The 16,590-nt window shown below is 43.9% G+C and carries 13 protein-coding genes; 8 read left to right on the top strand and 5 right to left on the bottom strand.

Annotated features, from left to right (window positions below; genetic code table 11):
• Positions 1 to 42: 42 nt before the first annotated feature.
• The 4 genes from KNO61_RS11380 (at position 43) to KNO61_RS11365 (ending at position 3,355) form a co-directional block, all read left to right on the top strand.
• Complete coding sequence (locus tag KNO61_RS11380; protein WP_214688598.1) at positions 43 to 273, top strand: hypothetical protein; 231 nt, start codon at positions 43 to 45, stop codon at positions 271 to 273.
• Between the two features lie 73 nt (positions 274 to 346).
• On the top strand, positions 347 to 2,152 hold the full coding sequence (locus tag KNO61_RS11375; RefSeq protein WP_214688600.1) for an ATP-binding protein: 1,806 nt from the start codon (positions 347 to 349) through the stop codon (positions 2,150 to 2,152).
• Between the two features lie 120 nt (positions 2,153 to 2,272).
• Complete coding sequence (locus KNO61_RS11370; protein ID WP_214873369.1) at positions 2,273 to 3,022, top strand: hypothetical protein; 750 nt, start codon at positions 2,273 to 2,275, stop codon at positions 3,020 to 3,022.
• A gap of 123 nt (positions 3,023 to 3,145) precedes the next feature.
• Positions 3,146 to 3,355, top strand: coding sequence for a hypothetical protein (locus KNO61_RS11365; protein WP_214688604.1), 210 nt, complete (start codon positions 3,146 to 3,148; stop codon positions 3,353 to 3,355).
• A gap of 10 nt (positions 3,356 to 3,365) precedes the next feature.
• Here KNO61_RS11365 and KNO61_RS11360 read toward each other — a convergent pair whose 3' ends face one another.
• The 3 genes from KNO61_RS11360 to KNO61_RS11350 all read right to left on the bottom strand — a co-directional run bounded on the left by KNO61_RS11360 (position 3,366) and on the right by KNO61_RS11350 (position 5,459).
• Complete coding sequence (locus KNO61_RS11360) at positions 3,366 to 3,785, bottom strand: hypothetical protein (protein ID WP_214688606.1); 420 nt, start codon at positions 3,783 to 3,785, stop codon at positions 3,366 to 3,368.
• A complete protein-coding gene (locus KNO61_RS11355) occupies positions 3,786 to 4,295 on the bottom strand; it encodes a DUF6036 family nucleotidyltransferase (RefSeq protein WP_214688608.1) in 510 nt (169 codons plus the stop codon).
• A 162-nt stretch (positions 4,296 to 4,457) separates the two neighbouring features.
• Entirely contained in the window at positions 4,458 to 5,459 is a 1,002-nt protein-coding gene (locus KNO61_RS11350; protein ID WP_214873367.1) for an LCP family protein, read from the bottom strand.
• Between the two features lie 177 nt (positions 5,460 to 5,636).
• Here KNO61_RS11350 and KNO61_RS11345 point away from each other — a divergent pair, with 177 nt between their 5' ends.
• Positions 5,637 to 6,290, top strand: coding sequence for a hypothetical protein (locus KNO61_RS11345; protein ID WP_214873365.1), 654 nt, complete (start codon positions 5,637 to 5,639; stop codon positions 6,288 to 6,290).
• A 1,072-nt stretch (positions 6,291 to 7,362) separates the two neighbouring features.
• Here the strand turns inward: KNO61_RS11345 and KNO61_RS11340 are convergent.
• Together KNO61_RS11340 and KNO61_RS11335 are read right to left on the bottom strand one after the other, a co-directional pair.
• A complete protein-coding gene (locus KNO61_RS11340; protein ID WP_214688614.1) occupies positions 7,363 to 7,722 on the bottom strand; it encodes a hypothetical protein in 360 nt (119 codons plus the stop codon).
• A 51-nt stretch (positions 7,723 to 7,773) separates the two neighbouring features.
• A complete protein-coding gene (locus KNO61_RS11335) occupies positions 7,774 to 8,337 on the bottom strand; it encodes a 3'-5' exonuclease (protein ID WP_214873362.1) in 564 nt (187 codons plus the stop codon).
• A 250-nt stretch (positions 8,338 to 8,587) separates the two neighbouring features.
• Between KNO61_RS11335 and KNO61_RS11330 the strand changes: the two genes are divergently transcribed.
• The 3 genes from KNO61_RS11330 to dnaE all read left to right on the top strand — a co-directional run bounded on the left by KNO61_RS11330 (position 8,588) and on the right by dnaE (position 16,542).
• The gene (locus KNO61_RS11330) at positions 8,588 to 10,252 is read left to right on the top strand and encodes an AAA family ATPase (protein WP_214873360.1); all 1,665 of its coding nucleotides are present in this window, start codon (positions 8,588 to 8,590) and stop codon (positions 10,250 to 10,252) included.
• A gap of 90 nt (positions 10,253 to 10,342) precedes the next feature.
• Positions 10,343 to 12,526 carry a VWA domain-containing protein gene (locus KNO61_RS11325; RefSeq protein ID WP_214688619.1) on the top strand — a complete coding sequence of 728 codons (2,184 nt, stop codon included), beginning with the start codon at positions 10,343 to 10,345 and terminating at the stop codon, positions 12,524 to 12,526.
• A gap of 209 nt (positions 12,527 to 12,735) precedes the next feature.
• Entirely contained in the window at positions 12,736 to 16,542 is a 3,807-nt protein-coding gene (gene dnaE / locus KNO61_RS11320; RefSeq protein ID WP_214688620.1) for a DNA polymerase III subunit alpha, read from the top strand.
• Positions 16,543 to 16,590 lie beyond the last annotated feature (48 nt).

Here is a 16,590-nt window from a genome sequence, read left to right as displayed (position 1 = left end):
GAACTCTGAATAGGATGAGATGAATCGAGAGGAGGAGTGACTATGAAAGAACACATCAATGCAGGTCAACGGGTTCATGTCTACCTGACCCAATATGAGGACATGTTCGAGCAAACAGGTCGCAAAACCGTTTTAGTGCTCAAAGGCACTGCACGACACGTCTCTGGCTCATATATCATCGTCAAATCAGACGAGGGCGGTTTGCATTTTATCAACAGAAATAAGTATCAGCTTGAAAAAGTAAGCCAAGAGGATATTGAGGTATCTTCTTGAGCAGAAGCAAGTAGGCATCCTCAGCATAATAACTACGTGTTGAGAATCAAATAGTATGAATGGAGATGACAATATGTTCGTAATCGGTAAAGCAGGGCTTAAAAATCTATATCTAGTGTCTAATGAGACACCATTTCGTATCAATGAATATTTGATGTTGGATGATGCGAATCATAAAGGGTTGACGGTGGAGGTCATCGACACGTTCACACTTCCACAAGCTGTCCCAGAAGTGTTCCCGGATGGATGTCACCCTGAATTTTTGAAAGCATTTGGAATCAAGAAAGAGGAAAAACTGTATATGGCTGTGGCAAAAATATTAAACACGATTCGAGTTCCGGTCGTATCCGGCGTGAAAGTTCGAAAACCATCATTCAGTGAGGTCGAGAACCTTTTGCTTCAAGCAGACCCGAAAGATTCATTCCATATGGGGGTCATCTTGGGTACGGAGGACTTGCAAGATGAGTTGCCGCAAGAGATTTCAAACTTGTCTCCGCTTTGGAAGAACAAACAAGCCGTAAATCAACAGGGTGTCCCCTTCGTGTTCGATTATCGTGAACAACGGGTTTATCCCCATATCGGTTTGTTCGGTACTTCTGGCTCTGGTAAGAGTTTTGGATTACGGGTCATCTGTGAGGAACTCATGCGTAAGAACATCCCGGGGTTGGCGTTTGACCCGCACTTCGAATTGAACTTCAATCGTCCAATGGCAGGGTTACCGAAAGAGAAACAAATCGATTACTCTGGACGACACGAATCGTTTTATGTCGGTCGGGATATCGGCATCACGTTCTCGGAATTAGCGTTCGATGAACTCGTTCACCTGTTCGATTTCGTCGGTGCATTGACGGAACCACAGGTCGGAGCGCTAGAGGCTCTGTACGAGAAAGGTGATACATTGGGTCATCTCAAGAATAAAATCATCGACCTTAAATTGGCGTTCGAAGAGCAAGAGAAACCTAAACATGACCGAGAGGAATTGAGCACCACGCAAGGGGAATTGTACGGACGATTCAAGAATAAGGTTTCTGGAGCAAAAACATTGCAAGCCCTTTCGTGGAAATTGGATTCACTCGAAGGTACGGGCGTCTTCGATGGAGATGTCTCTGGTGCTGAAAGAGCGTTGAAGGCAGGGAAGCTGACGATTATACGTGGAAACATGAAACACCTTCAGATGATTTCTTCTTATATCTTGAAGAAGTTTTATAAGAAGCGTCGTTCTTATCAAGATGCTCGTGAGAAGGGGCTAGATATCCAGGAATTCTTCCCGATGTTCTTCGCTATCGTGGACGAGGCGCATAACTTCGCTCCGAAGGGAGATTTCAATCCTACGAAGAAAATCCTTCGCACGATTGCCCAGGAAGCACGAAAGTACGGTATCTTTGAAGTGTTTTGTACACAAAAACCGAACGCACTTGATGAGACGATTCTGGCACAGCTGAACACCAAAATTATTTATCGCCTGAACACATCGAGCGATATGGAGATGGTGGAGAAAGAGACGAACTTGACGCCTGAAGAGGTCAAGACGTTGCCAGACCTTCCATCCGGATTCTGCTTCGTGTCATCGCCGATTTTGAACAAGACGTTCGCCGTCCGCTTCCGGACAACGTTCACGGAGTCACCGCATGTGGTTGACCCATTCGATGAGTTTCAGACGCATATGCAATCCATCCGTCCAACAGGACTCGACAAGATTCTCAAAGAATTCTTACCCCTCAAATCGATGAAACTACCTCGTTATGAGAGCGACATCCGAGAAAAAGCGGGAAGAACGGTCAGTATGCAAGATATCACTGAAGAATTGGAACGTATGGTTTCGAGTGGAATCATCACAAAGTCGGTCTCACCGATGGGCGTTGAATACAAGGCACTATGAATCAATTGAGAACCTCCTTGTGAGGTTCTTTTATATTCGGATTCTGTTCGCATAAGATACAACATAGGAAAAAAGGTAGGGGTAGCAGTGCTACAATTTATTTGAGAGGAAGAGGTAATCATGGATTTATTGAATTTAGGATGGTCGGTTCATGGCGAAATGAAAGCTAGTTTGTTGAATAAGCCATCAGGAGTTAATTCTATCGGTAAACCGCTTGGCGGTATCTGGCTGTCACCATTATCGAAAACAGGGACAGAATGGACAGATTTTTGCCGGATGGAAGAGATGCATTCATTCTTGCGTGGGAATAAGATATATGCTGTATCGGTCAGGAACAAGCATCTGGTTGAGTTCACATCGGAACCATCGAAAGATGAAATTGAACGTGTCCTTGCAGATGACACCTGTCGAGGATTTTATATCGACGACGTTATCATGGGGTGGGATGTGCGCACCGTATGGGTCAAATCGCTCGCAGACATCGAATTCCATTCAGAGGAGGACGTTATCAAGCAGTTCATGTGTCTTCAGTTTGAAGAGGGGGTGGATGTCCGCCTGTTTCATGACCAGGAGTTACTGCAACAGATGATGGAGAAGGAGCGGGCATACAAGCATATGCTCGCCGAGATGGGGTGCCCGTTTTCGCTGTATTCATTAAATCCAACAGCACAGAACACGAAAGTGTATGTGACGCCGTCAGCACGTGACAATCATTTATGGCAAGTCACCATCTTCTCGGGTACGGAGCCACAGGGACATCGAGAGTACGAATCCTTTGTCGAGATGATAGATGACAACGCACAGGATTGGTTCAGTCAAGGGCTATGGTGTTCTAAAGGAAACAGCATTGAAATGAAAACGGTCGTCTAGGGAGCGGAGTCTGATAAGCGTCGTACATTGGCATCTTTTTTCTTCCGGCTCATAGGATGAATGTGAGGGAAGGGGACTGTGTGAGCAGTTTCTTGACCGAAAACATGTGGAAGGGTGATGTTTATGACAAGACAGTTTGAATCTGAATTCAAATATGGAGACATTCGACTATGGATTGTTCAAGAAGGGGAAGAACATGTGGTCTACTTCTATCACAATAATTTTCCACTTCCGATTGATAGGGTTGCGAAAAGCACCTTGGATGAAGCAAAGGGCTATTGCTCTGAATATGTAAACAGTCAATCCAGTGAATCGCTAATCGTAGGAACGTAAAAAAGACCTCTCATTCGAGTAGGTCTTTTTTCTTTGCTTTGAATGCTTTCTTTCTCTGATAAAACGAGAAAGCGTTCAAGTCCTTTTCAATTTCCTTGATTTCATAGCTTGTGACAGGCTCCGTGACCATGTCTTGATTCACGCATAGCGTTTTGACAAATAATTGTTTGAGCGGACTCGTCTCCGTATTGTGGGTTAATCCGGAAATGAGCTGATTGAACAACTTGTCGAGATTCAATTCGAATCGCCGTGCGTAATACGCATCAAATTCTGATTTTTCCAATGACAGTAGATACATAGCGACAAAACGTTTTCGACGGTGTGCTTGATACACATCTTTCATGAGTTGTTCGACCGGCGCCGCATCAAACAAGGAATGATGTAATTCATTCACATATGTTCGATAGCATTGCAATACGGTCTGATTCAATTAAGCCACCTCATTCAACTGAAAGTAATTTTTGAAGTACTGCCACTTGTGACCGAAGCCAGGGACAGTGGTACTGATTTCTTCAGCAATTTCCATGAGAAGATTCACATTTACATCATTCATGATACCAGTATCTTCAATGTCACGTAAATCGTCGTCAGATAAACGTCCAATCTTAGAAGCTACCAAGTCCTCATTTCCCAATACGAAGACGTCCAACACGTTGAATCCCCCACGAACCTTCGTGAGACGTTCTGTGTATGTGCTTGAGAGCGGGGTAACTTCTGATGCCGCATTGTTGATACTGAATGACTCTAAGAATGACAAGACGTTCTCATCGATTGTTGTGATGCTGTCGATATCGAGCGTTACTTTGTTCGTGTAACCTTTGAGTAGAAATGATGCTCCGCCAGTGACGATGAAAGAAAGCTTGTCTACATGGGGGAACATTGCCGGAAGATATTCGTCTACCATTTGAAGATTCTCCATTACCTCTTGTTTTGTATTCATGTCTGATTTCTCCTTTGAAATAAAATGTGCAATGCACGCCTAGTGATAATTGATAATGTATTCTATGAGGAATGCATGGTGATTATAATCGGATGTGTGAAAGTTCAGCTTTTGCCTTGCACGTTAATCGATGCACATAAAAAAACGACCGCATCACGGTCGTTATGGCATATCAAGTTGTCCACTCGATAGAGGCTTTCGTTCTTGGAGTTCCTTCATTTCGTGAGGGCTTGGCATCACGGTATCCGGTTTTTCTTCCAACCAATTCAGAGTTTTTTGCTTTTCATCCTCGTTGACAACCTCGTACCAGATTCCCTTTTCCTTTATGGACGTCGTTTGAAGCGTCGTTCCTTCGAGCGTGACCCCGTTCGAATACGCTGTTTTTGCGATGTGATACATGTCACCGAATGACATATCTGATTCGATATGGTTCCGATAGAAACTCAAGTACGACGGGATAGCTGATAGTTTGAAATCAGACAAAATCGATGAAATGGTGTTCTGGATGACTTCTTGTTGACGTTTGATTCTGCCAAAATCCCCATCGACATCTTTTCGGAATCGAACATAGATGAGGGCTTCCTCTCCCGTTAAATTCTGTTCAGTTGCCTCGAACGTGTGTCCTGCATAAGAAAATGAGCGCTTAGGATTTACCGTAACGCCTCCGACTTCATCAATCAGTTCCTTAAATCCGTTAAAATTCACCTTCGCAACATGGTCGATATTTAGTCCTGTGAGGTCTTCTACGGTCTCTCGGACTAAATCGAGTCCACCGATGGCGTGAGCCGCATTTATCTTTTGCATCTCTCCATCAATGAGGATTTTTGTGTCACGGGGGATGCTCATCATATTCATTTTTCCTTCATTGGGAAAATAAGTGGCGAGAATAATCGTATCAGAGCGAGATGGTTCATCTTCTCGTTCATCAGTGCCAAGTAATAAGAATCGAATACGTTCTTCAGCCTCCACACGTGCAACCGTCTCAACCGTTTCACGTTCAGGCTTAACATGAATGTTTTCGGCGACGACATTGCGGTTCGGAATCGTTTGAATCTTGTTATCGGATGGGGCGCTCGGAGCCAACGGGCTAAATGAGCCGTAGGGCATCATCAATAGAATGATGAAAAAGACACCTATTAACACCCACTTCAAAAATTTTGACATGGAATGCATTCACCTCTATCTTTTTTGTCTATTATATATTATAATTTTGACTATAATCAAAATTAGGAAGTTCGATGTTCGGTTATAGATGACTTTTTCATGTCGTATATTGAAAGAGCACGAACAAAACTGTTGTGACATTGTCACAAAAATCATTTGAACAGGGAGAAATGACACATGATTACATTTGGAATTGAAGACCTCACGATGAACCTGCACGACTGGGCAAAACATCACGAACAGATGGGAGTCTTTGTGAAGCGGGTATATGACGGAACAGATAAAGTTGTCGAAACAGATTTCAAGAAATTGAGAGAAATCGCAAGCCGTCATGAGGACAAGCTCAAATCTAAGAAAGGGTTTGTGTTCGGAGATACGACCGAGTCGGTTACGGACTACTATCTACCTCTTAAAAACTTGGGCTATAAGAAAACAGAGCTACCGTATTATCATGTCGGCTCAATGAACACGAGACAGGTGACACGTGTCCGTTTCCACTTCAAACCTGAAGACGTAGAGTTCAAATTGGATTACGAATTTAAGACTTCCGGTTCGATGTGCTCTACGTTCAAGGATGTCATTCGAGATATCGAAGATACAATCGAAGATGTGATTCAGGATATCCTAGAGCTCGATATCAATGATTCAGACCGGTTGAGCCAACACGGTATCACTTCTAGTGATGATGGATATGTCATCATGGTGTTAGATGAGGTGTTGAACCCGATGGAAATCGAGATTGAGAAACACCAATTGCTCGATTCCCTCGTGGGTGTTGAAATCTATGACTTTGAGCAAGTCATAGATGATTCGATTATGGATGACAATTGACAAGTACAACTACTAGTCAAGACTTCTCTCCACATGAGAGAGGTCTTTTCTTTTTGCACTATCACCACAAGTTGTTTGTCCTGGATGTATATCAAGCTTTAGATTGGTTTTTCATCTTTACTGATACATCCAGAGGGAGATGGTGGCAGGCTGTCAGAGGGCAGACTTATCCCTATGCGAAAATGAGATAAGTCTGCCCTCCTCCTGTTACGATAATTCGAATGTCTAACACATCCGTCGGTCGATATTGTGTATAGGAGTCGTTTGGCTTTTCACGACCTGTAAGACATCATTGTCCTACACGAGATTTCACAGCGTGAGCTGACGGTTGGTTTCCATGTCCTCAACCGCTCCTTTTCAGAGACTCATCTCGTATCCTGACCATTCTTAGAGAGTGGTCACATGCTAGAGTCTATATGTGCCGCTTACGAGAAACTCGTCCGCATTTTCGCAGACTATCTCCAGTCGTACATCATATAGCATCTTTGAACCTCCATAGTGTTTAAACGCTCTTCACCATATCTGAGATGTCTACGAATCAACAGACTTAGGCTATATATGGGCTTGCGTCCCTTTACCCAATGACGACGATTGACCGGTGAAAAGGCAGTCAACCTCCGGGTGATTCCTTACGACTACGGTCACCACTCCTCACTTCTGACCTTGCCAAGGGTCAGGCACACAAAAAAAGATGTTTTATCCATCAGGGTTTCCAACCTAATACCATTAGGATGACCTGCCCGGACAAAAACATCTGAACTGTTTGGCGTGTAGTGCGTGTTAAAACCCCAAAAAGTGGGTTCGACACTTGAAATTTAGTAATACCGGCGAGCGGATGATACTATAACACTAATAACGCTTCAGCAAATGGTTGGATTTGTTGAGGCAGAGTCATTGGAATTGGCGTTCCGATGGCTCTTTTTTTATGTTTGCTTCTCTCTCAAAGCGATTAAGTTGTATCGAGCCCTCAGACTCATGCGAATATCCTATTGGGGAATCATCCGCTTCATCACTTTGGTTGTGTCGAATGAATGTCCTTGCACAAAAAAAGACCCTTGAAGGGTCTTTTTGTTTACCAAAGAAATTTATCTCCGAATGTATCAAGAACTTGATATCGGTCTTTTCCTTCTGAAGAAATCAAGATGAGCTCACCAGAATCGTCCGTGTCAATCTTGAAATGTTCGGATGACATCCATGAGACAAATCCTTCTAATGATACCTTGACCCCAATCTTCTCATGAATCGTTGAGAACAGATTCCGGAATGTAGGTCGTGCATCTTTCTCTTCAAGCTTTTCGGTTTCACTCAAAAGTAGGTGTTCGATAATCCGATGCCATTGAGTCGGATTCTTCTGGAATTCTACTTTTGCCGATTCAGAGATTACGCTTGTATCAATTTCTTCGATGAATGTGTTGAATGATTGTTCGACCATTTCAAACAGCTCCTTTTTGATATTCAATGTATGGTTTGATGTAAATGTTTTTTAACCTTCCACTTTTTCAGGGAAGAGGCTTCGCATCGCCAAGAGCAACTGATAGGTGACTCGACAATCGACGAGCGCATCATGCAACTCCATCTTATCATGTGGTACTTTGAAATAGGTGAGCAAATCACCAAGTGAACCACCTGACGGAATGACCCCCATGAAGATGAGGAAGCGAGCAACTGCTGAAGTGTCTAACAACCGGTAAGAAAAAATACGGTCATAATTCTCGCCAACATCCTGGAACATTTTCTTGATGAACGACACATCGAAAGACACATTGTGTCCGCATACTTGAGCGGGTTCATCAAAGTATTTCGCCATGAATGTTATGATTTTGTTCACGGCTTCCTCCGGTGTGAAACCTTTATGATTGTCCAAGTCAATCTTGTTGATTTTCATGGCAACTTCGGTCACAGAATATTCATCGTGTACGATGTTTAACTTGATTGCGTCCAATTCTTTTCCATTTTCAAACACTGCGATTGCCACCTGTAAGATACTGTGTTTCATCGCATCCGTTCCACCTGTTTCTACATCAAATACCGTGATTCGTTGTTCCATCATTCGAATTCCTCCTCTGAAATAAACAGTGCTTCATGCACGCCAAAAGTTTTGTACGTTTTATTCTATGAGATGCACCATATGATTATCACTTTACATAAATATAGTAAAAAAGATTTTTACAATAGTCAAATAATTATGTATGATGAACTAGAGATTATAAAAGGATTCCCCCTGTCTATAATGAAGTATTAAGACAAATTTGGAGTGGAGTCACTTCCACAATTTATTTAAAAGGAGCTAATCAATCATGGCAAAAAATCAAAACATGACATTCACGTTACTCAGTGCAGACACAAAATCAAAACTCTCTGACTTCATCAAAGTCGGTCAAGAGATGACGGTCAAATCTGAACCAGTTGAAACTGACACTACGGCTCTTAAAGTCTATGTGGACGGAATGAAAGATTCCCTCGGTTTCGCCGCAGATGCTAAGAAATTGGAAGATACGGAATCGAAGGTCGTGCTTTACGAATTGATGAAAAAGCATGAGAAATTAGACGGTGTTCGAGTCAAGGTAGTCAGATTCGAACAGAAGAAGATTTATTCGAATCACGACGTCACAACTGAGGCATGTGTTTTTGAAGTCATGCCAGGCGAATTCACTGGTGGAGATGAACCTTTGCTAGAAGGAGAGCAGGCATTCGAACTTCATGTAAAAGGTAGCCATTCTGACTATCCGAAAAAGATTGCGGTTCTTGGAGAGTTGAAAGACTCCGACTCTGTCCCTGTCCTCATCAAGTATGAAGATGGCGAGATTGTTGTCTATTATGAAGACGGAAAAGCCGGATTGGTAGACAGCGCATCAACAGGATATGATGAAGCGGCTAAAGTCCTCTCTAAAATCAAGGACAATGAGATGATGGGTCGAGCGAAGGTACCATTGAACTCGACATACACCGTCCGTATGACTGTTGATGAAGAGACGTTGACTTACATCAAGACAGGTAAGCGTCCATTGACGTTGGCTGAATTGAAAAAAGAGAAGTCATCATTCATCCCGATGGAACGATTGAATCGTATCCAGAAATATTTGGAGGCGAGTGGTCTTTCGAAGAAACACATCATGAAAGTGATGCAAGGGTATCGAGAGTATCCGGCTGAGGTGGCAGGACGAATTCCAGAGCCGACAGTTCAGTTTGCTGATAGTTTCGGTGGTGTCAAGAAGACCGTTGTCTACTTGAACAAAGGGAAACACTTACGATTCATTGGGGAAAAAGGTACAGGGAAGAACTTGTTGGTCACAACTCTTGCATGGATTTATCAACGTCCGCTCTATGAGCTCTCAATGAATGCGGAGACTGACAAATATGACCTTCTCGGTTCGAAATCGATTGAATCAGATGTCATTGATGGGAAAGAGATTTCGAGAATGAGTTTCGACAAAGAAGCATTGGTCGAAGCACTTGAAGTCGGTGGATTCATCAACCTTGATGAGGTGAACATGGCGAACCCTTCAGTGTTGGTTCTCATGCACTCTATCGTTGATGACCGTGGAAGCATCGAAGTTCCCTCATACGGGCGAGTACAAGCAGATGATAACTTCGGAATCATCTTGACGATGAACCCGGATTATGTCGGAACAACTCAATTGAACGAGGCGACACGAGACCGTTTCACACCAATCATTTTCCCGAACAATGAGTCAATTGCACAACTTTTGAAAGCCCGAGTCCCTTCAGCGAAAGCAGAGGACATCAAGGTAGCAGACCGAATCTACAAAGACATCATGAGACTTGTTGACCAGAAACACTTGACGATGGACTGTGTGACGATTCGAGGATTTATCGATGCCCTTGAAGTCGTTGAAGATTTAGGCATCAAGGAAGCGATGGAAGATGGCGTTGCCAATCGTATTGAGGATGCCGAATACCGTCTGACGGTAAGTGCAATCATCGATAAGGTCATCGCATGATTCTTGGGGGAGGGGATTTAAAACTCCCTCCCCCTCTTTATTTTTAAAGGATGTAGGAGACTACAATTTAACTTCAAAGGAGAAATGGACATGACTCAATCGACATTGAATCAGAAAGAACAGTATAACCGAGTAAAAGGATGGATTCAGAAAAACGGTATCTACAATGTGATGCGCAATTCTGCACACCATTTATTGCCATATATCGACTTCAACTATCGTTTGAATATCGGTGGCGGAAGCTATACAGACGGGAAGCAGGTCGTTGTCGGGATTCCCGAACACACTTGGGGAATGACGTTTGAAGAGATTCTATCTGTGACTTCGGCGTTGACTGGTCACGAGGCAGAACACGTATGGTCTTCGGATTTTAAAGTGTTCCAAAAATTCCAAACGGATGTTCAAAAATATTTCCAAGACACGTTCAATAAGCGGGTTCCGAAACAGCTCGGTGCAAACATGTTGAACATCACAGAGGATGGTCGCATCGAAAAGCGTCTGGTCAACCGGTATCCAGGATACTTGAAACATATCCAGTTCTTGCGTGCATCGTTTTGGAATCTCTATCCGGTCAATGGGGAGAACGAACTTGCAGATTTCATGCAGTCTCTTATCTCACTCTCGACGATGGGTATCAAAGCAAAAGATTGGGATGCGCATTACACTGGGGCGAAGGCAGATGAAATGTTAGACCTCGTCCGACCGCTTATCATCAATGCGATTAACAACCCAACTGCAAAGGGTTGTGCAGACGATACGTTGCAAATCGTGAAGGCGCTTGGAGAATACTTCGATGAGCTCCTTCAAAGCGATGAAAACCAAGAACAGTTGGAGAGTATGGATGACCAACCGGATTATACTTCTTCTGCACCAAAAGAAGATGATGATTCGCAACCAGGGAACTCTGTATCTTCACACTTTGTACCTGAGCAGAATGAGGCTTCTGAAGAATCGGAAGAGGAAGATGGCGAAGGGGATGGAAGTGGAAAAACGGAGTCTTCGGAGCAAGACGATACAGATGAGGAATCATCATCAAACGGTTCGTCATCAAAGGAAGATGGAGATGACGAAGCGAAAGACGACGAGGTGTCCGAAGGTTCTGGTCAATCCTCGGAGAATGATTCTAAGGATGAAGAGGGCTTAGAGGGCAAGGACTCATCTGATGGTTCAGATTCTGAGGATGAAGCGGAAGAGAATAAGGATGAAACGGATGGAGAAAATCCTAGTGGCGACTTGAATGATTCGCAAAGCGACTCAGCAAGCAAGAGCGAAAGCAACTATACGACGGAAGAAATGGAACAATTGATTAAATCGATTATGGCAAATCAAAAAGATGCCATCAACGAGTCTGGTCAGTCTCTCATGAAGGAAGCGGAGATGGAGATGAGACGAGAAGAGGCTCTATACAAAAAAGAAAATGAGTATAAAGGTCATCTGTCTGAAAAAGAGATGCGTGAGGTTGACCCAAGTGTTACATTGAACAACCGTAACCCGGTGGAAACCCGTAACTCAGCTGTACCGTCAGATGTGATGGAGAACGGTCGTTATCTCAACAAGAAACTTCAGAAAATCTTGCTGAATAAGAAGACTTACACGTCGAAACATCGACGGAGTGGACGTCTTGATACCTCAACATTATGGAAGATGAACGTGAAAGACCATAATGTGTTCCTGAGAAAAGGGGTACCAACGGATAGAAGTATCGCCATCAACCTTTTGGTCGATTATAGTGGTTCCATGACAAGCTATATGGACACTCAATACAGAAAAATCGATTATGCTGTTCGGGCTGTGGCGACAATCGAGGAAGGGTTACGAGACATCGTCCCACATCGCATCACTTTCTTCTCTGGGACAGGAAATTACGTTCATCATTCAACGGTGAAGGACTTCAACCAGGAGTCGAAGGACACCCTCTCGTGGAAACGTAAGCCGAACATCCCGATGTCGGCAAACCGAGATGGTTACTCGATTAAAGTGGCGACAGCTGAATTGCTCAAACGGAATGAACGTCGCAAGTTCTTGATTGTCCTTTCGGATGGTCGTCCGACTGAACCGAACGAAATTGCCGGTCAGCGGGAAGTGAAGGAAGCCGTGCGAATGGCTCGTGAAAAAGGTATCATCGTCATCGTCATCGGCTTTGGCTCTGAAAAGGAAATGACGAGAAACCGTCCAGTGTATGAAGAAATGTACGGCAAGGGTATCATCATGGTACCGCCGTCAGAGATTCATATCGTCTTGGCAAAACTCATCGAAAATGAGATGAGCCGTTAATAGTAAAGACTCCTGAAAACAGGAGTCTTTTTGTTTGGTGAAAGATGTGTGTTGAAACGGCGCACAGTTCAGGGGTGTTTTATAAAACAAGGGTGACGAAAATACAGTATAGGTGTTTGATGCATCGTCACTAATTTGACTATAGTCAAAAAAATTTAGTATAATCGTATCAGAGAATACGGGATACAAACTGGAAGGAGTCGGTTGGATTGGTACTAAACTACACGAACGATAAAGTCGAAGATAAAGAACGTCTTTTGCTCGTCTTGAACGAGAGCGGGAACGTGGATGTTCGTCAGATGAAGAAGAAAGGTGTAGAGTCGGAAGATTCAGATTGGGAGACGATTGATACGTTGCCTGGATGTGGATTTTATGAGAATGAACGTCACCTCTTTAAAAATAGAAACCGTTTCTATGCCATTGCAGAGAATGGGTTATTGAAGGTCGTTCGCTATGTCAACCTGCATGGTCATAGTGAATATTCGATTCTTGACTGCATCAGTCGAGTGTCAGATATCGTCAAGAAAGCAGAATGGGCTATCGCAGTGACAGACCATGGGAATATGTTCGGGTCATTGGAGTTCTATAAAGCGATGAAGAAGGTCGGGAAGAAGCCATTGATTGGCTTCGAGGCTTATCACTATTCCCGTGATAAGGAAGAAAAGTCACATCACATCGTCCTGCTCGCAAAGAATGCGACAGGGGTGAAAAATCTTTTCAAAATGACTTCTAACGGCTATCACAACTTCAACTCCAAGCCTCAAATCACATGGGAGGACATGGAGAAGCACAGTGAGGGTGTCGTCTGTTTATCCGCTTGCATCCAAGGTGAGATTCCTCGTGCAATTATCCGTGGTCAGATGGACAAAGCACGTAGCCTTATTCAAGGCATGATTGACATTTTCGGAAAAGAAAACTATTTCCTAGAGATTCAACGACATGGACTTGAGGAAGAGAAAGTAGTTGAAGATGGGGTCTTTGTTCTTGCCAAAGAGTTCGGACTCAAGGTTGTGGCAACAACCGACAGTCACATGACCAACATCGAAGACAAGGATGTTCATGACATTCATCTCTGTATCGGAACAAAGAGTACATTGGATGACCCATATCGTTGGAAGTTTGATGGGGATGGCTATCACATTCACACCTCGGAAGAAATGGTTCAGCGTTTCAAGGACGTGCCGGATGTCTTGGATAATACGTTAGACCTTGCAGAGTCTTTGCATCCAGTGATGGACACAGGGAATGTCTATATGCCACATTTCCCTTTACCTGAAGGATTCGAAGATGAGAATGTCTATCTCCGTCATCTAGTGATGAAAGGCTTTGAGAATCGCTTCAAAGGTAAAGAGGCATTCAATAGTTCTGAGTATCATGAACGTATTGAATTTGAGCTTGAAACCGTCAAGAAGATGGGATTCCCAGGTTACTTCTTGATTGTTGAAGACTTTGTGTCCTACGCAAGAAGCAAGGATATCCCAGTAGGTCCCGGACGTGGGTCGGCTTGTGGTTCATTGCTCACGTATTGCCTCGGGATTACAAACATTGACCCGATTCCATTCGGATTGCTGTTCGAGCGATTCTTGAATCCAGACCGTATCTCGATGCCGGACATCGATATCGACTTCTCGGATACACGACGTGAAGAAGTCATCGACTATGTGCGTGAAAAATATGGTCATGAGGCGGTGGCGGGCGTCATCACTTTCGGTCGCATGAAGGCGAAAAGTGTCGTTCGTGACGTGGCTCGTGTCATGGGGCAACCAACTCAGTTTGGGGATAAGATTGCGAAGCTTGTACCAACTAAACTTGAACAGAATGGTGAGAACGTTAAAGTTACGTTGACAAACGTATTGAGACTTTCGCCTGAATTCAAGCGTCTTTACAATTCGGATGACAATGTGAAAAAGGTCGTTGACTTTGGGATTCGACTGGAAGGTTTGCCACGGACATTGTCTCAACATGCTTGTGCGGTGTTGATTTCTCCAAGTGCCGTTTCTGATTACATCCCGCTCGTCACGCTCAACAACAGCAAGACGAAAACTCGTGACACGGTGACGCAGTTTACGATGGGCGAATGTGAAGAGATGGGGATTTTGAAGATGGACTTCCTCGGATTGCGGACGATGGGCGTGTTCGAACGTGCGTTGAAGTATATCAATGAGACGAAACGAGATGTGAATGACCCTCTTAATCTCGATGATATTCCAATCGGAGACCACAATGTGTATGACTTTATCTCAAAGGGACATACCGCAGGGGTATTCCAGTTGGAGTCCTCGGGGATGACAGGGCTGATGGGGCAACTTTATCAGGACATCCAGAATATGAAGGGGACAGAAGAGGAAGGCATTCAATTGTTCGAGCGTTTGGTGGCGGGCATCTCACTTTACCGCCCGGGTCCGATGGATGAAATTCCAAACTACGTCAAGAACATGTTGACCCCAGATGGGATTCATTATGATATCCCTGAGCTAGAAGATATTTTGAAACCGACATACAACGTTATCGTTTATCAGGAACAGGTCATGCACATCGTTCGTCAATTGGCAGGATTCTCAAAAGGTGATGCTGACGGTGTGCGAAAGGCGATGGGGAAAAAGATTGAAGCGTTACTGAACATGTACGGAGAGTACTTCCTTCATGGGAATGAGGAAAAAGCGATTGCAGGTGCTATCGCAAACGGCGTGGATGAGGCTTTGGCTCGCAATCTTTGGGAGCGGATGAAGAAGTTCGGTCTATATGCCTTCAACAAGAGTCACGCAGTGGGATATAGTGACATTGCTATTCGTTCTGCTTGGTTGAGTCATTACTTCCCTGTCGAATACCTGACAGCGACATTGAACTCGTTCCTCTCAAAAGCAGACCGAATTAAACAGTTCATGACTGTATGTAAGAACCGTGGGGTATCCGTTCTATCACCGGACGTCAATCGTTCGATGCAGGATTTCTCAGTGGATGGCAAATCTATTCGTTTCGGATTCGGCGGGATTCGAAATATGGGTTCTTATGGGGAAATGATTATTCGTGAGCGAAGTGAAAATGGATTGTTCACGAGTCTTTTCAACTTTATCGAGCGGATGTCCGCTTCAGCAGGTATCACAAAACGGCGAATCGAGGCACTTATCTATGCGGGGGCTTTCGACTTGTTCCCAGGTACACGTTTGGAAAAGTTAGACATGATTGATGTCTTTACCGGCATTGCTAGTATTTCAAAATCGGACAAAGAAAATGGAACGAAGTCATTATTCTCGTCTTCACTGTTCCGACCGATTTATGACCACTTCTTTACCTTGTCAAATGCACGTGAGATGACAGAGAAGGCTCGTTTAGAGAAAGAACGGGAATATACCGGATTCTATGTGTCTGGTCACCCATTGGATGAATATGAGGCAGTCTTCAAGAACCCAGAAATTAAGAATTTCTATAGTATTCAACAGATACTACCGAATGCAATCGAGTCAGAAGATGGTCTTGAAGAGGAAATTCTGTTTGAAAGTGCTTTTGACGGAGAAATGGTTCGGATTTCTGGCGTTGTACAAGAGTTGGAGGTGAAAGAGACTAAATCGCATCAACTGATGGCAAACATCGTCATCGAGGATGTTTCGGCAAGTGTGAAAGCGATTCTGTTCCCGACCACCTATTCTCAAAATGTACACCATTTGAAAAATGGAGCCGTCCTTGCGTTCTATGGAAAAATCGACACGAGCGAATTCGGTACACAGTTCATCGTGAACTCTATCGAAACGATGGAAGAGCTGATGTCCCCACAAGATGTGTCACAACTGGTCTTGTATCTAAACGCAGACCAATCCCAAGCAAGAAAAGAATTCACGGAAGCAACAAAAATCTTCGTGGAGTCGAAGCAGAAAAATCACACTCCTGTCACGATTGTGATGGGAGGGAAGGAATATAGCACGAGACAAGGGAAGGCTATTCTTGGAAACACTAGGATGTCTACGGTCATCAAATTGCAAGAACTGCTAGGAAAGAAGAGCGTCGAAGTTCGTTATTAATCAAAGGGGGCTTCCGCCCCTTTTGAATTGATGATATAGAGAGGAGGC

The sequence above is a fragment of the Exiguobacterium sp. s140 genome (assembly GCF_018617035.1).
Classification (GTDB): Bacteria; Bacillota; Bacilli; order Exiguobacteriales; family Exiguobacteriaceae; genus Exiguobacterium; species Exiguobacterium profundum.
The sequence above is the reverse complement of the archived record's forward strand: the minus strand, read 5'-3'. Positions and strand labels throughout refer to the sequence as shown.